18 protein-coding genes and 1 other annotated feature are annotated in these 20,513 nt (G+C 39.1%); of the genes, 17 read left to right on the forward strand and 1 reads right to left on the reverse strand.

Annotated features, from left to right (window positions below):
* Positions 1-97 precede the first annotated feature (97 nt).
* The 15 genes from rpsU (at position 98) to EFD62_RS11040 (ending at position 15,177) form a co-directional block, all read left to right on the forward strand.
* Positions 98-274: a 30S ribosomal protein S21 gene (rpsU, locus tag EFD62_RS10970; RefSeq protein ID WP_010247912.1), complete on the forward strand. Its 177-nt coding sequence runs from the start codon at positions 98-100 to the stop codon at positions 272-274.
* A 15-nt stretch (positions 275-289) separates the two neighbouring features.
* Positions 290-733, forward strand: a complete 444-nt coding sequence (locus EFD62_RS10975; protein ID WP_069193190.1) for a GatB/YqeY domain-containing protein — start codon at positions 290-292, stop codon at positions 731-733.
* 294 nt (positions 734-1,027) lie between these two features.
* Positions 1,028-3,520, forward strand: a complete 2,493-nt coding sequence (gene recJ / locus EFD62_RS10980) for a single-stranded-DNA-specific exonuclease RecJ (RefSeq protein ID WP_128706116.1) — start codon at positions 1,028-1,030, stop codon at positions 3,518-3,520.
* A 17-nt stretch (positions 3,521-3,537) separates the two neighbouring features.
* Entirely contained in the window at positions 3,538-4,053 is a 516-nt protein-coding gene (locus tag EFD62_RS10985) for an adenine phosphoribosyltransferase (protein ID WP_069193192.1), read from the forward strand.
* A 58-nt stretch (positions 4,054-4,111) separates the two neighbouring features.
* A complete protein-coding gene (locus tag EFD62_RS10990) occupies positions 4,112-6,286 on the forward strand; it encodes a RelA/SpoT family protein (RefSeq protein ID WP_128706117.1) in 2,175 nt (724 codons plus the stop codon).
* Between the two features lie 46 nt (positions 6,287-6,332).
* The gene (gene dtd, locus EFD62_RS10995) at positions 6,333-6,782 is read left to right on the forward strand and encodes a D-aminoacyl-tRNA deacylase (protein WP_069193194.1); all 450 of its coding nucleotides are present in this window, start codon (positions 6,333-6,335) and stop codon (positions 6,780-6,782) included.
* 13 nt (positions 6,783-6,795) lie between these two features.
* Entirely contained in the window at positions 6,796-7,401 is a 606-nt protein-coding gene (locus EFD62_RS11000; RefSeq protein ID WP_128706118.1) for an MBL fold metallo-hydrolase, read from the forward strand.
* 95 nt (positions 7,402-7,496) lie between these two features.
* Positions 7,497-8,999, forward strand: coding sequence for a coproporphyrinogen dehydrogenase HemZ (gene hemZ, locus EFD62_RS11005; protein ID WP_128706119.1), 1,503 nt, complete (start codon positions 7,497-7,499; stop codon positions 8,997-8,999).
* 314 nt (positions 9,000-9,313) lie between these two features.
* Positions 9,314-10,441 carry a P-loop NTPase family protein gene (locus EFD62_RS11010; protein ID WP_128706120.1) on the forward strand — a complete coding sequence of 376 codons (1,128 nt, stop codon included), beginning with the start codon at positions 9,314-9,316 and terminating at the stop codon, positions 10,439-10,441.
* A complete protein-coding gene (locus tag EFD62_RS11015; RefSeq protein ID WP_069193198.1) occupies positions 10,441-11,679 on the forward strand; it encodes a CpaF family protein in 1,239 nt (412 codons plus the stop codon). The genes EFD62_RS11010 and EFD62_RS11015 overlap by 1 nt, the downstream gene beginning before the upstream one ends.
* 26 nt (positions 11,680-11,705) lie before the next feature.
* Entirely contained in the window at positions 11,706-12,509 is an 804-nt protein-coding gene (locus EFD62_RS11020; RefSeq protein ID WP_069193199.1) for a type II secretion system F family protein, read from the forward strand.
* A gap of 13 nt (positions 12,510-12,522) precedes the next feature.
* Positions 12,523-13,392 carry a type II secretion system F family protein gene (locus EFD62_RS11025; protein WP_128706121.1) on the forward strand — a complete coding sequence of 290 codons (870 nt, stop codon included), beginning with the start codon at positions 12,523-12,525 and terminating at the stop codon, positions 13,390-13,392.
* A 43-nt stretch (positions 13,393-13,435) separates the two neighbouring features.
* Positions 13,436-13,630, forward strand: coding sequence for a Flp1 family type IVb pilin (locus EFD62_RS11030; RefSeq protein ID WP_069193201.1), 195 nt, complete (start codon positions 13,436-13,438; stop codon positions 13,628-13,630).
* A 173-nt stretch (positions 13,631-13,803) separates the two neighbouring features.
* Positions 13,804-14,496 carry a TadE/TadG family type IV pilus assembly protein gene (locus tag EFD62_RS11035; RefSeq protein WP_069193202.1) on the forward strand — a complete coding sequence of 231 codons (693 nt, stop codon included), beginning with the start codon at positions 13,804-13,806 and terminating at the stop codon, positions 14,494-14,496.
* A gap of 51 nt (positions 14,497-14,547) precedes the next feature.
* Entirely contained in the window at positions 14,548-15,177 is a 630-nt protein-coding gene (locus EFD62_RS11040; protein WP_128706122.1) for a prepilin peptidase, read from the forward strand.
* A 26-nt stretch (positions 15,178-15,203) separates the two neighbouring features.
* Here the strand turns inward: EFD62_RS11040 and EFD62_RS11045 are convergent, their stop codons facing one another.
* The gene (locus EFD62_RS11045) at positions 15,204-16,781 is read right to left on the reverse strand and encodes a DUF6382 domain-containing protein (protein WP_128706123.1); all 1,578 of its coding nucleotides are present in this window, start codon (positions 16,779-16,781) and stop codon (positions 15,204-15,206) included.
* 269 nt (positions 16,782-17,050) lie between these two features.
* Positions 17,051-17,288 (forward strand) — a binding site (T-box leader).
* Positions 17,289-17,354: 66 nt separating this feature from the next.
* Here EFD62_RS11045 and hisS point away from each other — a divergent pair.
* Together hisS and aspS are read left to right on the forward strand one after the other, a co-directional pair.
* The gene (hisS, locus tag EFD62_RS11050; protein ID WP_069193205.1) at positions 17,355-18,608 is read left to right on the forward strand and encodes a histidine--tRNA ligase; all 1,254 of its coding nucleotides are present in this window, start codon (positions 17,355-17,357) and stop codon (positions 18,606-18,608) included.
* Positions 18,609-18,658: 50 nt separating this feature from the next.
* Positions 18,659-20,440 (forward strand): aspartate--tRNA ligase, encoded by a 1,782-nt coding sequence (gene aspS, locus EFD62_RS11055; protein ID WP_128706124.1) that lies wholly within the window; start codon positions 18,659-18,661, stop codon positions 20,438-20,440.
* Positions 20,441-20,513: the final 73 nt, after the last annotated feature.

Here is a 20,513-nt window from a genome sequence, read left to right on the forward strand (position 1 = left end):
GTGTGCTATATTTAGCTGAGTTCCCAATTAAATCCACACTAAAAAGGTCGTAGTTTTAGTCTTAGCACAATTGCTACCATCGGAGGGAGGGAAATACGTGTCTGAAGTTAGAGTTAAAGAGAATGAATCTCTCGATAGTGCTCTTAAGAGATTTAAGAGACAATGCGCTAAGGCAGGCGTATTGGCAGAAGTAAGAAAAAGGGAGCACTATGAGAAACCAAGTGTAAAAAGAAAAAAGAAATCTGAAGCTGCAAGAAAAAGAAAGTTTAAATAAGGGAGGCGAGTATGGATGTCCCTTAAGGAAAAACTTATGGATGATTTGAAAGCAGCCATGAAGGATAAGGATAATATTAGAAAGAACGCCATCCAAATGGCCAGGTCGGCAGTGCTTCAGGTTGAGAAGGATAGTAGGATTACCCTTGACGACGATGGTATATTAGAAATAATTGCTAAAGAAGTGAAGAAAAGAAGAGACTCACTAACGGATTATGAAAAGTCCGGCAGACAGGATCTTATAGACGGCTTAAAAGCTGAAATAGATGTTCTACTAAAATACCTGCCTGAACAGCTAACTGAGGATCAACTAGAGGTTATTGTAAAGGAAGCAATAAACGAGACGGGAGCAGGTTCGGCCAGTGATATTGGCAAAGTGATGCAGGCTGTGCTGCCTAAAGTAAAAGGCAGAGCTGATGGAAAAATGGTGAATAATATTGTTAAGAAGTATTTAGGCTAAGGCCAAGAGCTCGATAAATAATCGAGCTTTTTTTATTTGCCCTCTTGGAATGAAATGAAAGAGGCTTATCCAGTAATAATCACAAAAGAAAATGACGGATACTATGTATCAATACCTGACTTCGATATGGCCACACAAGTCACAAGTATAGTTGATTCATTTGAAAAATCTCCTTTGCTTTGTCTTAGATATTTCATTTGAACAATAGAATCAAATACATTATAATTAATACATTGTATTCGGTTTAGATACTTTATATAAGTCATTATTACACTATTTTAGGCAGGTGATGGAATGGAACGGGACAGACTATGGTTAATGAACGATTTGCCTAAGGAAAAGGTTGATAGACTTGCAAAAGAAGCCGGAGTATCAAAGCTCCTTGCCAGGATTTTCTTGTCCAGGGGAGTGGATGATCCGGATTATATAAAAGATTTTTTGAATCCCACATTGGACAAGCTCAATGATCCATTTGAGCTTCGTGACATGGAAAAAGCTGCCGACAGAATAATCAAGGCTGTTCATAATAATGAGAAAATTCTGATATATGGTGACTATGATGTGGATGGGGTAACTAGCACATCCATTCTTTATGATTTTTTTAGTAAACATAATGCAGATGTCTGCTACTATATTCCCGATCGATTAAATGAAGGTTATGGAATCTCCATGGTTGCTGCAGAAAAAATATCGGATATGGATATAGATCTGATAATTACTGTTGACTGTGGGATTACCGCTTTCGAAGAGGTAAAATATTTTACTGACAAAAACATAGATATAATAATAACCGACCACCATGAATGCAGGGAAAGCGTTCCCGATGCCTGTGCCGTAGTGAATCCCCACAGGCTTGACTGTACCTATTCTTTTAAGGAGCTTGCCGGGGTTGGGGTTGCATACAAACTGCTTGAAGCCCTTGCAAAGAAAATGGGTATTCAGGGTATTGAGAGGCGTTATCTTGACCTTGTTGCATTAGGGACTGTGGCGGATGTGGTTCCTCTCTTGGGGGAAAATAGAATCATTGTAAAATATGGTCTTTCCATGATTGAGAAGACGTCAAATATAGGACTTAGAAGTCTCATCAAAGTGGCGGGGGCAGAGAACAGGGAAATCAACTCTTTTTTACTTAGCTTTATTCTCGCTCCAAGGATAAATGCAGCAGGCAGAATAGGAGATGCATCTAGGGCTGTAAGACTTTTGACCACAGATGATGAAGAAGAGGCGCTAAAGATTGCGAAGGAGCTGGATGAGCAGAATATATACCGTAAGCAAAATGAACTTGCCATATTGGAGGAAGCGGTTAATACTATTGAGACCGATATAAACCTAAGCAAGGAAAAGGTGATTGTGGTCGCAGGAGAGGGATGGCACCATGGTATTATCGGGATAGTGTCTTCCAAGATAACAGAGAAGTATTATCGGCCAAGCATACTTATCTCTATTGATGGTGACGCGGCAAAAGGTTCTGCAAGAAGCATTGAAGGATTCAATCTGTTTAAAGCCCTGACGCATTGTGAGGGGATTTTAGAAAAGTATGGCGGCCATGAGCAGGCGGCCGGTCTTGCACTAAAGCCGGAAAACATCGATGAATTCAGAAGAATGATAAATGAATATGCCGATTCGGTCCTTGGAGAAGATGACCTTGTTCCGCGGATGAAGATTGATGTTTCCATAACCGGGGAGGATATGACCATTGACAACTGCAAAGAACTGAAGCTTCTAGCACCCTTCGGGGAAGGCAATCCTCTACCGGTATTAAGATATGACAACTTAAAAGTTGGACAAATACGTTCTGTGGGACAGGACAGTAAGCATGCAAAAATCAGGTTTGATGACAACGGCGCTGTTATTGATGGCATCTTCTTTAACTCAGGCGACTTGGTAGAATGTTACGGTGAAGCGGATTTTGTGGACGTTGTGTGTTCCATGGAGGTGAATTCATGGAACGGGAGGGAAAATGTTCAGCTGAACATAAAGGATATCAGACCCGCAGGGGCGATGGAAAGGCAAAATAAATTTTATTTTAGCCTTGACGGTTGTATTGATTTTATTATTCCTCAGGAGGATAATATTGTTGATGAAGTTTTGGCAAAGCTACCTGCCATTGACTATCCCGGGGGGATTGGGGAAGCCATAGATGTTTTTTCTGCCCGAGGGGAGAAGACGGCTATTCTGATAAATTCTCCTGCAAGTCTTGAGTATATTGAAAATGTTTTGAAAAAAGCTTCGCTGTCTGTAGAAATTAAATATGGAATATTTTACTCTTTTTTGCCCCATGATAATATCGAATCGGTATCTATTGTGGTGAATCCTCATCCGGAAGGGGCTTTGCTATCGAGCTTTGACCGTGTGATATTATACGGTGCGTGGATATCGAAGGATTATGTGTATCAGATTGTAAGAAAGATTGATTTAAGCAGGGTTTATGTTTATAATAAAATAATAATCGATTTTATTGAAGATGATATTGTGTTAAAAAGGCAAGATATGGCTGCGGTATATAAGTATTTGAAATCCGGCTCAAAAGAGGATAATCGTGTTGTTTTGGAGGATTTATTTGCGGTTGCCCGGGATGTTTCGAGAAAATATCATATACCCATGAATTATTTCAAGGTAAAGACAGCAATACAGGTTTTTGAGGAACTATCCCTTGTAAAGAAGCTTCCTTACGGTCAGAAGGGTCATATTATTATTTTGAACGATATCGGAAATAACAGAACAAATCTTGAAAACTCTTGCTTGTTTAGAAGTATGCAAATGTTACTGGAAAATATATATATTTAATGTATGGAGGGTTTAGTATGGATTTAAAGACAAAACTAAGAGAAGTACCCAATTTTCCGAAGGAAGGTATAAACTTTATTGATATTACCACCGTACTTCAGGATGCAGAGGCTCTTAAAGAGTGTATTGATGTCATGAAAGCGAAAATAGAATCTTTTGGGGATTACGACCTTATTGTAGGGCCCGAATCCAGGGGATTTATCTTTGGTACACCGCTGGCATATGCTATGGGAAAAGGTTTTGTACCTATTAGGAAAAAGGGAAAGCTCCCATACAAGACCATTAGTGTTGAATATGAGCTTGAGTATGGCACGGATATGCTTGAGATGCATATAGATGCAATTAAAAAGGGGCAGAAGGTAGTTATTGTTGATGACCTTCTTGCAACAGGAGGGACCACCAAGTCAAACATAAAGCTTGTGGAGCAGCTTGGGGGAGAAGTTGTGGGAATTGCTTATTTTGTTGAGCTTTCATTTCTAAATGGAAGAGACAAGTTGAAAGGATACAATGTAGAATCCATAGTTTCGTATTAATATATATGGGGAATACATAAAGTAGAATTAGCATTGAATCGATGTGGGGGAATACTTGATGGGTGATGGTTACAGCAGACTCATAAGAAAAATTAAAAAATATAACCCAAGCTGCGATTTTGCACTCATTGAAATGGCTCACAATCTTTCGCAAGAGGCGCATAACGGGCAGCAGAGAGAATCCGGGGATCCATTTATTGTGCATCCCATGGAGGTTGCCAACATACTGGCGGATCTTGAATTGGATTGTACTGCTATAGTTGCGGGCATTCTTCATGATACTGTTGAGGATACTACTTACACTATTGAACAGATCAAGGAGAAGTTTGGCGAGGAGATTGCAAGTCTTGTGGACGGAGTAACCAAGCTGGGCAAGATTCCTTACACGACAAAGGAAGAATTGCAGGCCGAGAACCTCAGGAAGATGTTTCTTGCAATGGCAAAGGACATCAGAGTTATTCTCATTAAACTGGCAGACCGTTTGCACAATATGCGTACTCTTAAGTATATGCCCCCTGAAAAGCAACATGAGAAGGCTAAGGAAACCCTTGAGATATATGCTCCTTTGGCTCACAGGCTTGGTATATCAAAGATAAAGTGGGAGCTTGAGGATCTTTGTCTACGCTATCTTGACCCTAAAGGATATTACGACCTTGTAAACAAGATAGCCAAGAAGAGAATGGAAAGGGAGGCCTATATTTCCGATATTATTAAAACCATTCAGGAGAAAACCGTAGAGATTGGCATTGATGCACATATTGAGGGCAGACCGAAGCATTTTTACAGTATTTACAGGAAAATGGTGCAGCAGAATAAGACCATTGAGCAAATATATGACCTTTTTGCAGTGAGGGTTATTGTTACATCGGTAAAAGACTGTTATGCTGTTTTGGGTCTTGTGCATGAAATCTACAAGCCTATGCCGGGCAGATTCAAGGATTATATAGCCATGCCGAAGCCGAATATGTATCAATCCCTTCATACCACATTAATTGGACATGAGGGTATTCCCTTTGAGGTGCAAATAAGGACATGGGATATGCACCGGGTAGCTGAGGTGGGTATAGCAGCCCATTGGAAATACAAAGAGGGAAAAACTGCGGATGATTCCGACAATAAATTGGCATGGTTAAGGCAGCTTCTGGAATGGCAGAAGGAAATGCGTGATGCCAATGAGTTTATGGAGACTTTGAAAATAGACCTTTTCACCGATGAGGTTTTTGTCTTTACACCTAAGGGGGATGTTATAAGTCTTCCTGCCGGCTCAACGCCTATAGATTTTGCCTACTCAATCCACAGTGCCATCGGAAACAAGATGTCCGGAGCAAAGGTAAACAATAAGATTGTACCTATTGAGTATGTGCTTAAAAATGGTGATATTGTTGAGGTACTTACCTCTTCGAATGTTCACGGACCAAGCCGGGATTGGCTGAAAATTGCAAAGAGCTCCCAGGCAAAGAACAAAATTAATCAGTGGTTTAAAAAAGAAAAAAGGGAAGAAAATATTATTAGGGGCAAGGAAATGATCGATAAGGAGCTGAAAAAGCAAGGCTTTACGGCAAGTCAGCTCTTTAAGCCCGAGTGGATAGAAATAATACTCAGAAAATATACTTTTGTCTCCCTTGAAGATGTTTGGGCAGCCATAGGTTATGGAGCACTTACGGCAAACAAGGTTATCTCCAGACTGCGGGAAGAATATAGGAAAACCGTCAAGGCCGAGGAACTTGCAGAGCAGGTAGCCAAAGCCGACGAGAGGAAAAACCAGGCCCAGCGTAAGAAAGTACCGGAAAATGGTGTAATTGTTAAAGGAATAGATAACTGTTTGGTAAGACTTTCTAGGTGCTGCAACCCTGTTCCCGGTGATGATATTATCGGATATATCACAAGGGGTAGAGGTGTTTCGGTGCACCGGAACGACTGCGTTAATGTTATAAATAATATCGACGGTGACAACAGACTTATTGAGGTAAGCTGGTATACCGCAAACAACGTGGCATATAAGGCTGAGATCACTGTTATGGCCAATGACAGAACGGCGCTTTTGATGGAAATAACCAATGTCATTGGTGAGTCAAGGATTCCGCTTAAGGCAATAAATGCGAGAACCACAAAGGATCAGATTGCGATTATGAACCTTACTTTGGAGATTACAAATACCGAGCAGCTTGAGAAAATTATCAAAAAGGTTAAAAAGGTTGATGGGGTATTTGAAGTAACAAGAAACAGACAATAAAAGAACTGAAGCAATTTGCTTCAGATGAAGTTAAGAAGGGGATTTTATGCGAGCAGTTGTACAGAGGGTGACAGCCTCGAAGGTTACGGTCGAAGGTGAGATAACTGGAGAGATAGGAAAAGGTCTGATGGTGCTTCTGGGGGTAGGTTGCGATGACAGCGAAAAGGATGTTGGGTACCTTGCAGACAAGATCGTAAACTTAAGGATTTTTGAAGATGAAAATGGGAAAATGAATCTATCCCTGAAGGATGTTGGAGGAGAACTTTTGGTTGTATCCCAGTTTACCCTCTACGGAGATTGCAGAAAGGGTAAAAGGCCGGGATTCGACAAGGCAGCAAGACCTGAGGCGGCAAAAGAGCTGTATGAGAAATTTGTTCAAGAGTGCCAAAACTACGGTGTAAAGGTTGAAACTGGTAGATTTCAGGCCATGATGATGGTGGAAATCCATAATGACGGGCCTGTTACGATGCTTATTGACAGCAAAAAAGAATTTTAGGGTGGAGGATAACATGATAATAAAGTGTCTGCCGATTGGACTTTTTGGTTCAAACTGCTATATTGTGGGACAGAATGGGGAAGGAATAATTATTGACCCAGGATGTGACCCGAGAAAAATAGTGGATACCGTTAATGAAAATAATCTGGAAATTAAGTATATAATAATAACCCACGGACATATCGACCATTTGTTGACGGTGGATGAGGTTCGGGAAATGACAGGGGCCAAGGTTCTTATTCATGAAAAGGAAGCGGATAAATTGACAGATCCGTCTTTAAATGATCCCGTTGGAATTGGATTGGGCAGGGAATGCAAAGCAGCTGACAGTCTCTTAAAAGACGGTGACGTGATAACGGCTGGCGGACTTGATTTTGAGATAATTCACACGCCCGGACATTCCGTAGGGGGCATTTGCATAAGAGTGGGGAATGAGGTTTTTACCGGGGATACCTTGTTTAATATGGGTATAGGTCGCACTGACTTTGCCGATGGTGATTTGAATACTCTTTTAGATTCTATTGAGAATAAGCTTATGAAGCTTGATGATAATGTTGTGGTTTACCCCGGACATGGGGAGCCGACTACCATTGGACGTGAAAGAAATAGGTTTCGTTAGGTTTGATATATTTTGATAGGCTTCACTGTGTGAAATTTTTGAAATTTTTAGAAAAACTGCAATTTATTGAGTTCTATAATTTGGTGGGAGTTTGCATGGAAATATACATAAAGCTTGAAGGACATGAGTTTCAATACGAGATAGAGGATGTATTAAAACTGTTTTTTGGATATGAGAATATAAGAATATGCTATGAGGACCCCGGAGAGGATTACCGGGGAATTTTGCTTTATTCACGCTTTGACGCACCCTCTAAAGATGATGGGGGATATCAAATAGAAACTATGATTTATGAAGATGGGGAGAATGTATTCAAAGAAAATCACTTCTTTTCGGTTTCATTGCCTGCAAAGGATGCAAGCTCTATTTACGAAGAAAGAAAGATTCAAAAGAGAGAAGTTAAAAGACAGATATATAAAGCGCTGTCGCAATTCACTGGGAAAAGCATGCCCTGGGGGATGCTTACAGGGATAAGGCCTGCAAAAATAGTTCATGAACTGATTGATATGGGCTGTTCCCGGGAGGAAATAAACTCAAAATTGACCCAGTATTATTTTGTCTCTGAAGAAAAGTCAAAGATTTTATACAGTGTTGCAAAAAAGGAGAGACATATACTCGATGCTACCGGACAGGATATGGTAGGGGTTTACATTGGCATACCCTTTTGTACTACCCGTTGCCTTTACTGCTCTTTTACCTCCAATCCTGTTAAGAAGTACGAGCATATGGTTGCAAGCTATATTCAGGCACTAAAGAAGGAAATAATGAGTGTCGGCAGTATTTTGGACAAAAAAGGGCTGAAAATACAGAGCATATACATAGGCGGCGGCACACCTACTTCTGTTGAGGCTTCACATCTTAAAGAGCTTCTTATGTATATTGAGCAGATATTGGACTTAAAGGATTTAAAGGAATATACATTGGAGGCCGGAAGACCCGACTCCATTACTGGCGAGAAGTTGGAGATAATTAAAAATAGCCAGGTAGATAGGATAAGCATTAATCCACAGACCATGAAGGATGAAATCTTAAAGAAAATTGGAAGGCTTCACACATCCAAGGATATAGTTGATGCCTTTGAACTTGCCCGCAGCATAGGCTTTGACAATATAAACATGGATGTTATTGCAGGACTTCCGGGAAGCAATCTTGAGGACTTTGTAAAAACCATAGACGAAATAGGGGGCTTAGGGCCTGAAAGCGTTACTGTTCATACCATGGCAATCAAGCGCGCGTCACGGCTTAATGAAGATAAGGAAAACTATAGCCTGACATCGGGAAATGAAGTGGCACAAATGGTTGATGCCGCATATGATATTCTGACAAAAATGGGGTTGGAGCCCTATTATCTTTACAGGCAGAAGAATATGCTGGGCAATCTGGAGAATGTGGGATACAGCAAGCTGGGCTATGAGTCAATATATAATGTACAGATTATGGAAGAAAAGCAGTCTATTATTGCGTTGGGGGCAGGAGCTATAACTAAGGTGGTTTTCCCCGAAAGCAACAGGATTGAAAGGGCTTTTAATGTAAAGAGTGTTGAGGAGTATATTAGCCGAATTGACGAAATGATTGAAAGAAAAAATACACTTCTATAAAAATTCTTGAGAATAATCTATATTTTCAAAATCAATAATCTCTTACTAAGAATGTTGAATAATGACAGCATTATATATTATAATGTTTTTAGAGGTTTAATTTGACAAAAAAAATATTAAAATATATTTGAAATTGTAATATTTTATATTATAATATATTTTATATTAATATATAATGCCTAATTTTCAACAAGAGTTTACAACAAATGATATGTTTACAGTATATTAAAAATATGCAATGCGATAATAGCTAGAATTGAGAATTGCTGCGAAGCGCTTTTGTTATTAATAAGTAATAAAATGGGGGTAAATCGATGGCTGTAATTCATCTTGTAATCGCTGACAAAGATCGGGCTTATCTTTATAGTGTGGTTGACTTCATTTATTCAAAATACAATAACAGATTTTATGTTCAGGCTTTTTCCACTGAGGATACTTTTAATGACTTTTTTAGCAAAACAGATAAAATTGACATACTTCTTATAAGTCCTGACTTTTATAATGATGAACTTGACTTAGAGAAGGTAGTTGCTCCTATTGTGTTATCAACCGGTATTCTCTCAAAGGATATTCAAAACTGTGAGATAATCAGTAAATATCAGATGGGTGATAAGCTTATCGGCAATATATTAAACATTTTTTCCGAAAAAAGCAATTGCGAGTTTATCACCGGTGACGGTAAAAAGAAGACCCGTCTTATTACCTTTTATTCTCCATGCGGCGGTGCCGGTACGTCTACATTAGCTGCGGGCCTGAGCGCCAAATGTGCGCAGAATGGGTGGAATGCTTTTTATCTGAACTTTGAAAGGTTTCCTGCCACTACAGCATACTTTGATGCTTATGGCAGTGGAGAGAGTCTTTCGAATATTTTGTTTTTTCTAAAGGAGAACAATAAAAATCTTGGTCTAAAAATAGAAGGAAGCAGGTCAATAGACAATAAAACAGGGGTTCATTATTTTCTGCCCCCGGAAAATATCTTTGACCTTGATGAATTGACCTCCGATGAAATTAAGAGGCTTATAGGACAGATGAGGACAATGGAGTGCTATGATGTGATTATAGCTGATATGGGATCGGAATTGAATGACGTAAGTATACCGTTGTTGGAGAGCAGTGATTTGGTGTTCTGCGTTTTGCCCTATGATACTACGTCAAAGATTAAGCTGGCAACACTCCTTAGGGCTTTTGAGATTCTTAGCAAGAGAAAAGGCTTAAACTTTATGGATAAGGTAGAGCTTATACTGAATAAATGCTTGAATTCCGGACTTACCGATGTTGAAAATCTTACTTTGAACGGAAAATCTGCTTCTATCAGGATACCTTACATAAAAGGCCTGAATGCAAGCTATGGCTTGGAAAATTTAATAGGAGATTCAAATCCCCTTGGATCTGCTGTAAGGCAGATAATTAACATATTACAAGGAAGTACGGGTGGTTGTTAGTGGAGATAGAAGAAAAGGAAAGGCTTATTGCCCAGATAAGGAAGCAGATAAGTGATAGCATCGATTTGAGAAAGGACTTCTCAGATGAAGAGATAAGGGATGTTATTACAAATGTTGTATTTGAAAGGTCCAAGGATTATTACCTCAATGTCGGGGAGAAGAAGGAAATTGCCGACGCCATTTTTAACTCCATGAGAAGGCTGGATGTTCTTCAACCCATCATTGATGACAAAAGTGTGACTGAAATAATGATAAACGGCCCGGATTCAATATTTGTTGAAAGAGACGGCAGAGTTTCCAAGTTGGATATTAGATTTGAAAATCGCCGTAAGCTTGAGGACGTAATTCAGACAATTGTGTCAAGGGTAAACAGGACAGTAAACGAGTCATCTCCGATTGTTGATGCGAGGCTGGCAGATGGCTCCCGTGTAAACGTGGTTTTGCATCCGATAGCCTTAAACGGACCTGTTGTCACCATAAGAAAGTTTTCGGAGAAACCGATGACGGTGGAGCAGCTTATAAAATACGGTTCAATTACCGAAGAAGTTGCTGATGTACTGGAAAGGCTAGTAAAGGCCAAATATAACATATTTATCTGCGGAGGTACAGGGTCGGGAAAGACAACATTTTTGAATGCTCTTAGCAATTATATTCCCAAGGATGAGAGAATTGTTACAATAGAAGACTCGGCCGAGCTTCAGATTGTCGAGATAGAAAACATTGTCAGGATGGAAACGAGGAATGCCAATACCGAGGGAAAGGGAGAGATTACGATTAGAGATCTCATCAAAACTTCCCTTCGTATGAGGCCTGAGAGAATAATCGTCGGTGAGGTGCGTGGAAAAGAGGCATTGGACATGCTTCAGGCGATGAATACCGGACATGACGGTTCCCTTTCCACCGGACACGCAAACTCTACAAAGGATATGCTCTCAAGGCTTGAAACCATGGTATTGAGTGGTTCCGATATGCCGTTAGAGGCCATAAGGCAGCAGATAGCTTCTGCAATAGATATAATTATTCATCTGGGAAGACTCAGGGACAAATCGAGAAGAACCCTTGAGATCACAGAGGTTGTAGGATATAAGGATGGACAGATTGTGTTAAATCCGCTTTATGAGTTTGTTGAAGAAGGAGAAACTCCGGAAAATCAGGTAATTGGTTCTCTTATAAGGACAAAAAATGAAATGATTAACAAGCTCAAATTCAAAATGTCAGGTATATCGGACAAGTTTTAAGTTTGCCGACAAGGAGGTCTTAATAAATGGAGCTGGGGTTGCAAAATAAAGAATTGGAAGAAGTAAGTATCGAGCAAAGTAGCAGTTTGATTGATTATGATGTATATGTCATGAGCTTTAAAGAGACGGTTTTGTATATTCTGCTTGCGGCATCAGTGTTATTTGCTATAGGATATATTTTCTATCACAACATAATACTGGCATTGTTTCTGACGCCTTTTGCGCTTTTATATCCGAAAAGACGGACCAAAGATATAATTAAGAAGAGAAAGAATGAATTGAATTTGCAGTTCAAAGACATGCTTTATTCGCTTTCGTCTTCCCTTACTGCGGGAAGGTCGGTGGAGATGTCTTTTAAAGAAGCGCTTAAGGATTTGAGCATTTTATACCCGGATCCTGATACATATATTATTCGTGAAGTAGAGTACATAATAAGAAAACTGGAAATGAATGAAACCGTCGAAGATGTATTGGAAGACCTCGCAAGAAGGGCACATCTAGAGGATATACAGAATTTCACCGATGTTTTTAAGACCTGTAAGAGGACGGGTGGAAATCTGGTAAATGTAATAAGAAACTCAACTAACATTATCAACGACAAGATTGAGATTAAAGAGGAGATAAACACTTTGCTGGCGGCAAAGAAGTTTGAACAGAAGATTTTATCTGTTATGCCCCTTATTATGATAATTATTCTATCTGTAACCACTGATGATTATATGGCTCCTGTGTTCAATACAATAATCGGTAGAATAGTGATGACGTTCGCAATTATTATTATAGCTGTGGGGTACTTTATATCGAAAAAAATTATCGACATAGAGATTTGATGGTGGAGGGCGTATGATTGTAGGTTTTATAGTTTTTGCTGTGATTTTTGTACTTTTTTTACTATTGTTTTTCTTGTCAAGAAACAAGTATAACGATTATATTGAGCCTTTGGATAAGAATGAGTACAAATTAAGAAGCTTGTTACCCATAGGGCTTTTCATTCTTGATAAAGTGCAATACAAGTATACTTCCAAGTATGATAGGATACTTCATTCAAAAGTTGCTGAATTAAAGGGAGTGAAGTATTCAGTGTATTATTTGCAGATTCATCATGCCAACAAGATAGTTCTTATGCTTGTAATACTGCTTTTTTCTATTTTATTATCTGCTGCAACCCGAGATGTGGCAACTGCAGTGTTTGGAATTTTAGTAATGTTGTCCATCCCATTTTTTATGGACCGGGAGCTTACAAAGAAGGTTAATAAGAGGAGACTTAGCATACAGATTGACTTTCCCGACTTTTTAAACAAGCTTATTTTACTTGTAAATGCAGGCATGACAGTCTCAAAAGCTTGGGAGAAGTCCGTAACCGATAACGACAAGGATACTGTTTTGTATAGGGAGCTAAGAATGGTATTGGCAGATATCCGAGGTGGCAAATCAGAGACAAGTGCATTTGAGGATTTTGCCAAAAGGTGTAGAATTCCTGAAATAACCAAATTTGTATCAGCTCTTTTGCAGAACCTTAACAAAGGAAATGCGGAGATGATATCTATATTGCGGCTTCAGGCTACAGAGTGCTGGGAAATGAGAAAGCATGCAGCAAAAAGGCTCGGGGAAGAAGCATCTTCAAAGATGTTGTTTCCAATGATGCTAATGTTTATAGCCGTGATTCTGATTGTTGCGACTCCAGCGATTTTGACACTCACTAGCAGTATGTAATTTGCGGCAGTATAGGATTTATTGGTGAAAGGGGGTGAAATAAATGCTAAAGTTGATAAGAAATTTTATTAAAGAAGAAGATGGTATGGGCACAGTTGAGGTAGTAATAATTGTGGCTGTTTTGGTAGCAATTGCCCTTATCTTCAGAAGGGCCATATTCAACTTTGTGAAGAACATAATGAGTAAGATATTTGGTGAAGAACTAGAGGGTGAAGTTTTAGAGGGAGTGCCCGATTAAATTATGTTACAGTATTTGCTTGTTATTTAGTCTCTTGAAGTGAAATTAAAGAGGCTAAAGCAAAGGGACTCGATGTACCGATCTTTAATGTTATTAGGGCATGGGCTTATGCCCTAATAGATTCTTTTCTTATTAGTACTTGTATATTATTTTTGTCTAAGAGGGCAGGTTATATGAATTGTAGAAAAAGTATCAAAAGGCTTATCAAGGATAATAGGGGGAGTTTTACGGTAGAAGCGGCTGTAATTGTTCCTACTGTCATTCTAATCATGTTTGCATTGATACTGATTAGCGAATTCCTGTATCAAAAATCATGCATACAGGCTATTGCTGACAGAACAGTGCAGCGTGGAGCGGAAATCTGGAACTCTCCATCTAAAGACATGGTTTTTGGGCAAATCACTCTGGATAATATGGATGACGCGGATCTATATTGGAGAATATGGGAGATGAGTGATAGTAAAAAGAAAAAGGAATCTAAAATTGAAGGTTATGCAGGTTATTTATTGAAGGAATCAGCTGTTCTTGGTAAGCCCGTAGACCTGAAAATAACTGCAGTTGTAGTGGAAGATTATATAGTATATAAAAAAATAAGGGTTAATGTGGAAGCGAAATATAAAAATCCTTTCTTGTCACTATTAAAAGTATTCGGAATAGGGAATACCATAACAATTAAAACCCATTCGGATGCTATAATAAACGAACCGGTAGAGTTTATCAGGACTACGGATTTTGTTGTTGATGTTGTTGAGGAAGTAGATAATAAAGTATTTGAAGGCAAGGGAGGGGAGATGGTAAAGGACGTAAGGGAAGGAATTTCCAATGTTTTCTTAAAGGTTAAGGATTTCTTGAACAATGAAAAGTAAGACTCCAATAAGAAAAATAAACATATATACTAATAATGGGGAAATGTACAAATGACTTATATTTTAATGTTTAGCCTGGGAATTATCATAGGGTTTATAATTAATCTTTCTACGGACTATGAAAAGTGCATCGATACCGACAGATTAAAGTGGTTTATCGGATATGTATACAAAAAGCCCCAATACATAGCGATAATGCTGTTGACACCCCTTGCTTTTATGCTTGTATACCATAAATCTCAGACAAATCTTGAGGTGATTCGGTACTGTATTCTGTACATATTGCTGGAAGCATCCTCTATGAAAGATTATAGAGAAAGGCTTATATCCAATAAGCTGATTATTGCCGGAATAGTTTTGGGATTGGCTGCAGCTGCTCTGGATGCAGATTCGACGAGAATCATACAATCAGTAATTGCTTTTATTGCAATTGGTTTGATAATGTCCTTGGTCACATTTGCCACAAGAGGAGGAGTTGGAATGGGTGATACAAAGCTTATTGCCGTATCCAGTCTCTATATCGAACTTGTCGGCATGGTATCCGTCATGTTTTATTCTCTTGTGCTTAGCGGTATAACGGGAATAATTCTCCTTATATTAAAAAGGGCAAATTTAAAGTCCAGAATACCTTTTGCCCCTTTCTTAGCCCTCGGATTCTTAATTTACCTGCTTCTTTTATAACTCCTCCATAGTCAATACGATCCATTTTACGGAATTATAAAGACATATTCACTGTTGGCAAAAGTAATTTTATCGTTGTTTTTTATTTCACACTCTGTGTTGGCAGCAAGTCTTGTACCATTGACGAATGTACCGTTTCTGGAATTCAAATCTTTGACAAAGTAACGTCCATCCTTTGATATTATCTCAGCATGTACTTTTCCAACGGCGTTATTTTGGCTTATGTAATCCACTTGGCTTTTAAGTCTTCCTATTATAAAGTTGGGCTTGTTGATTACTATTTCTTCTGTTACTTCGCTCTTTTTTGACTGTAAGTAGGGGTATGAATTTGATACACCTAGATAAACAGTCTCTTCCAGAGGCGATGGTGAAAGCACAGTTGTTTCATTTAAAGGGTTACGACTGTTTGCTGCATTGTTTAGATTGAATTGTGGCTGTGAAGGTGTATTGTTTATTGGAGGAATGCTTTGCATATTTGAAACAGTGGTAAAATTTCTTTTTTCCATATTAATTTGTGTTTTAACAACAGGCTTTTCTTTGACAGTGCAGATGCTTTCAACCTTGTTTTTTTCATTTAAGATTGTTTTCCATACAACATAGGATGCGGCACTAGCCAAGATACCAATACCCAAAATATTAATGGCCGGTTCGTTTCCTAAAGAATCCATGACTCCTGACGCTAAAAGCACAATGGATCCAATAACAATAACTGCCTGCAATATAGCGCCGATTATTATTACACTGGTTTTATACTTCATTCTAACTACGGTATTTTCGGCCATATTTACTGGCTTGGTAGGTCTGCCGGAAACAGGTGCCTGTGGGGCAGGTTTCGGCACACCGGGCTTTGGTATGCTGGATTTCGGTGCCTCCGGTTTTGGCATAGTGGCTCTGGGAATATCCGACCTTTGAACATTCGCTTTTGGTGCAGTTGACATTGGCGATACCACCGGTGGCGCAGACTGCATAGGTACATTTTGCTGTTGAATAACTGAAGGCTGCACAGCCGGATTTGGAATATCGGTTTCTTGCTTCAAATCGTTTAGCAGCTTATTAAACTCTAAAATATTAAAGGTATCTGATTTCAAAAGATTCAAAATCCTTTGAAGGAAGTTGTCGCTATTGGTTTCATCTATATTTGCACTGTACATTATGAAGTTTGCGGTGAAATTTTTTAACTGGTCATTTACATTGTGTTCTATGTTTAATGGAAGATAGACCAGTGAAACCTCTAGAGTGTTTGGGTCTATGTAAATATAGTCTTCGTTTAAAAGGAATGATCTATCAGACAATAAATAGTCTTTGGAACTAAGTATTGTCTTTAGAATATCCTTGAATATGTTTATAAAATCATCCCTTTTTAGCTTGTTGCGCTTAAGATACTGGGATAAAGCCAATTTGGACGTTATATTATAATATAGATTGTGTTTCGAATCCTTTTGTCTAATATCTAGGGATAAAATATTGTCGTTTGGATTGTTGGCAAGCATTTCAACCTGGTATAAAAGCACGTCTTCGCCGGCATCAACACTAACCACAAGGAAGCTGCCTGTGGCACTACTCTCATAATTGAATTCAAATTTCTTCAAATAATCATTAGCCATAGAATAATATCCCCCTCGTTTATCGAAAAAATATTATGATGATTATTATGTATACTTTATCTTCTGTTTACAGATTATTTTACATTTTTTATCAAAATTCAATATGCGTATACTACTATTTTATCAGTTCATTGGGTAATTTGGCAACTATTGATTTATATTGTTAAATATTATTTGACTATTGACAATTGAGCTATTGGCAATTAAAATTAAATAATAATTGTAAATTAGGTAATTATAAATATTGATTAGATTGTTATTAAATACTTATAATAGCTATGAATAGGAAAAGTAGCCAATTCTGCCTTCAGGGAGAGGGTGCCGTGACTGGAAGCACTTTCAGGAAAAGGGTTGGTGAAAGGACACCTTGGAGCTGATGGGCTGAAAGTTGATATACGATTAGGCTTATCCGTAAATTCTTGCGTTAAAGAATTATAAGTGGGCACGATATATCATATTGTTGCCTATTAGGGTGGCACCGCGGGAAAACAGCCTCTCGTCCCTGACATTTGTCAGACGGGAGGCTTTAATAATATTATTTTAGTATAAAACACGAAAAACTGGAGGTTTATGATGTTAACACAGGCACCTAAAGGGACAAAGGATATTTTACCGTCCGAGATTCACAAGTGGCAGTATATTGAAAAGGAAATAGCAAAGCTCTGTCATGACTTTGGCTATAAGGAAATCCGTATCCCTGTATTTGAGCATACCGAGTTATTTCAACGAGGAGTTGGAGATACTACAGATATTGTGCAAAAGGAAATGTACACTTTTTTGGATAAGGGTCAGAGGAGTATTACATTGCGACCTGAAGGAACTGCAGGTGTTGTAAGGAGCTATATTGAAAATGGTATGGCATCTTTGCCCCAACCTGTAAAACTATATTACAATATTACAGCATACAGGTATGAAAATGTGCAAAAAGGCCGTTATAGGGAGTTCCACCAGTTTGGGGTTGAGGCTTTTGGAGCTAATGGACCTTCAATAGATGTGGAGATAATAAGCATGTTGAGATTGTTCTTTGACAGGCTTGGGATAAACCAGGTTAGTCTTAATATAAACAGCATAGGTTGTCCTGTCTGCAGGGCCGAATACAATAAAAAGCTAACGGATTATCTGAGGCCGAACTTAGATAAGCTGTGTGATACATGTAATACAAGGTTTGAAAGAAATCCTCTGAGAATTATTGACTGCAAGGAGGACTCTTGTAAAAAAATTACTGCCAGTGCACCTGCCCTTATAGAAAATTTGTGCGATGATTGCAAGAACCACTTTGAAGGGCTCAAGGCAGGGCTTGAAAACCTTGGCATTGATTATACTATTGATAAAAATATAGTAAGAGGACTCGATTACTATACCAAAACCGTATTTGAATTTGTATCGAGCAATATAGGTGCGCAGGGTACGGTATGCGGCGGAGGAAGATATGACGGATTGATTGAAGCATGCGGCGGCAAACCTACACCGGGAATAGGTTTTGCAATAGGCTTGGAAAGACTTTTGATGGTGATGGAAAATCAGGGTATCGAAATTCCGGAACCGAAGGGTTTGGATATTTTTATCGCAGCAATAGGCGATAAGGCCAATATGTATGCGGAGAAAATGGTTTATGAATTGCGAAAAGAAGGTCTTAGCGCTCAGAAAGATTTGGTGGGAAAAAGCATTAAGGCACAGATGAAGTATGCTGACAAGCTGGGAGCAAAGTACAGCATTGTTCTGGGTGATGATGAGATTGATTCGGGCAAGGCAGTACTTAAGAATATGGAGACAGGAGACCAAAAGGAAATAAGCCTGGATACTTTGATAAGCAGGTTAAAAATGTAATTATTTCGATTAATGTAATCAAAGCAATTTTGAAATGGAGGTATAAATATATGGGAGAATCTATTTATGGATTAAAAAGGACACATATGTGCGCCCAGCTTAGTGTGGATGATGTTGGGAAAACCGTTACGGTTATGGGATGGTGCAACAAAAGCAGAAATCTTGGCGGAGTAATATTTGTTACTTTAAGAGACAGAACCGGTATAATCCAAGTGGTGTTTAACGACACAACAGATCCTGAGATTTTTGCAAAAGCTGTGCCAATCAGAAGTGAATATGTACTTGCTGTAGTAGGAGAGGTTGCGAAAAGAAGCCCGGAAGCAATAAATTCCAGCCTTCCCACAGGAGAAATTGAGATTATTGCAAAGGAATTGAGAATACTGAGCAGTGCTGAGACTCCACCTATATATATTGAAGAGGATTCCGATGTAAACGAAGCTACTAGACTTAAGTACAGGTATCTAGATTTGAGAAGGCCTGACATGCAGAGAAATTTAATCTTAAGGCATAGAGTGGCAAAAATCGCCAGAGACTATTATGATGAAAACGGTTTTATTGAAATAGAGACTCCGATGCTTACCAAGAGCACTCCGGAAGGAGCAAGAGACTATTTGGTGCCAAGCAGAGTACATCCGGGAAAATTTTTTGCATTGCCTCAGTCACCCCAGCTTTTTAAGCAGTTGTTGATGGTTTCGGGCTTTGACAGGTATATTCAGATTGTAAAATGCTTCAGGGATGAGGACCTTAGAGCTGACAGGCAGCCTGAGTTTACACAGATAGACTTGGAAATGTCCTTTGTGAATGTTGAGGATGTACTTACCATAAATGAAGGATTTATAAAAAAGGTATTCAAGGAGGCTATTGATGTTGACCTTGAGACTCCTTTCCTTAGAATGCCGTACAGAGAAGCAATGGAGCGGTTTGGCTCCGACAAGCCGGATATAAGGTTTGGATTTGAGTTGGTCAACTTATCCGACCTTGCAGAGAACTGCGGATTCAAGGTATTTGCCGATGCTGTCAAAAATGGAGGAAGCGTCAGGGCAATAAATGCAAAGGGTTGCGGCAGTAAATTTAGCAGGAAGGAAATAGATGCTCTCGGTGAATTTGTAAAAACCTACGGAGCAAAAGGATTGGCCTGGATAGTTGTAGGAGAAAAGGAGCATAAATCCCCAATTACCAAGTTCTTTAGCGAGGACGAAGTTAACGCTATTTTAGCTAGAGTGGAAGCGGAGCCGGGAGACCTTATATGCTTTATCGCAGACAAGAACCAGGTTGTATACGATTCATTGGGTCAGCTTAGGGTTGAGGTGGCAAGAAAATTGGGTCTATTGGATGACAAGGAATTCAAATTCCTGTGGGTGACGGAATTCCCGCTCTTTGAATATGACGAAGAGGAAAAGCGTTATGTTGCAAAGCATCATCCTTTTACATCCCCAATGGATGAGGATATTGAATTGCTGGACACCGACCCGTCGAAGGTCAGAGCCAAAGCCTATGATATTGTATTAAACGGTACCGAAATTGGCGGAGGAAGCATCAGAATCCACAGTCAGGAACTGCAGACGAAAATGTTCAAGCTTCTAGGCTTTACAGAAAAGGATGCATGGGACAGGTTTGGATTCCTTCTTGAAGCCTTCAAATATGGGACGCCTCCCCACGGTGGAATGGCATTCGGACTTGACAGATTAATAATGCTTATGGCCGGAAGAAACAGCATTAGAGATGTTATTGCATTTCCTAAGGGGCAGAACGCATCATGTCTCATGTCAAATGCACCGGATGTGGTTGACCCGAAACAGCTTGAGGAGCTGAAAATAAAGTTTGATCTGTAATATTGGATTTGCAATAATTAGAAGATAAGTGTAGTAATTAGAGCATGGGTATAAAAATGATTTATGCCCATGC

The organism is Acetivibrio mesophilus, assembly GCF_004102745.1.
GTDB classification, from domain to species: Bacteria; Bacillota; Clostridia; order Acetivibrionales; family Acetivibrionaceae; genus Hungateiclostridium; species Hungateiclostridium mesophilum.

Excerpts from the sequence above, each read along its gene's own strand:
- EFD62_RS10975 (WP_069193190.1), top strand. The coding sequence starts at position 290 with ATGTCCCTTAAGGAAAAACTTATGGATGATTTGAAAGCAGCCATGAAG.
- recJ (WP_128706116.1), top strand. The coding sequence starts at position 1,028 with ATGGAACGGGACAGACTATGGTTAATGAACGATTTGCCTAAGGAAAAG.
- EFD62_RS10985 (WP_069193192.1), top strand. The coding sequence starts at position 3,538 with ATGGATTTAAAGACAAAACTAAGAGAAGTACCCAATTTTCCGAAGGAA.
- EFD62_RS10990 (WP_128706117.1), top strand. The coding sequence starts at position 4,112 with ATGGGTGATGGTTACAGCAGACTCATAAGAAAAATTAAAAAATATAAC.
- dtd (WP_069193194.1), top strand. The coding sequence starts at position 6,333 with ATGCGAGCAGTTGTACAGAGGGTGACAGCCTCGAAGGTTACGGTCGAA.
- EFD62_RS11000 (WP_128706118.1), top strand. The coding sequence starts at position 6,796 with ATGATAATAAAGTGTCTGCCGATTGGACTTTTTGGTTCAAACTGCTAT.
- hemZ (WP_128706119.1), top strand. The coding sequence starts at position 7,497 with ATGGAAATATACATAAAGCTTGAAGGACATGAGTTTCAATACGAGATA.
- EFD62_RS11010 (WP_128706120.1), top strand. The coding sequence starts at position 9,314 with ATGGCTGTAATTCATCTTGTAATCGCTGACAAAGATCGGGCTTATCTT.
- EFD62_RS11020 (WP_069193199.1), top strand. The coding sequence starts at position 11,706 with ATGGAGCTGGGGTTGCAAAATAAAGAATTGGAAGAAGTAAGTATCGAG.
- EFD62_RS11025 (WP_128706121.1), top strand. The coding sequence starts at position 12,523 with ATGATTGTAGGTTTTATAGTTTTTGCTGTGATTTTTGTACTTTTTTTA.
- EFD62_RS11030 (WP_069193201.1), top strand. The coding sequence starts at position 13,436 with ATGCTAAAGTTGATAAGAAATTTTATTAAAGAAGAAGATGGTATGGGC.
- EFD62_RS11035 (WP_069193202.1), top strand. The coding sequence starts at position 13,804 with ATGAATTGTAGAAAAAGTATCAAAAGGCTTATCAAGGATAATAGGGGG.
- EFD62_RS11040 (WP_128706122.1), top strand. The coding sequence starts at position 14,548 with ATGACTTATATTTTAATGTTTAGCCTGGGAATTATCATAGGGTTTATA.
- EFD62_RS11045 (WP_128706123.1), bottom strand. The coding sequence starts at position 16,781 with ATGGCTAATGATTATTTGAAGAAATTTGAATTCAATTATGAGAGTAGT.
- hisS (WP_069193205.1), top strand. The coding sequence starts at position 17,355 with ATGTTAACACAGGCACCTAAAGGGACAAAGGATATTTTACCGTCCGAG.
- aspS (WP_128706124.1), top strand. The coding sequence starts at position 18,659 with ATGGGAGAATCTATTTATGGATTAAAAAGGACACATATGTGCGCCCAG.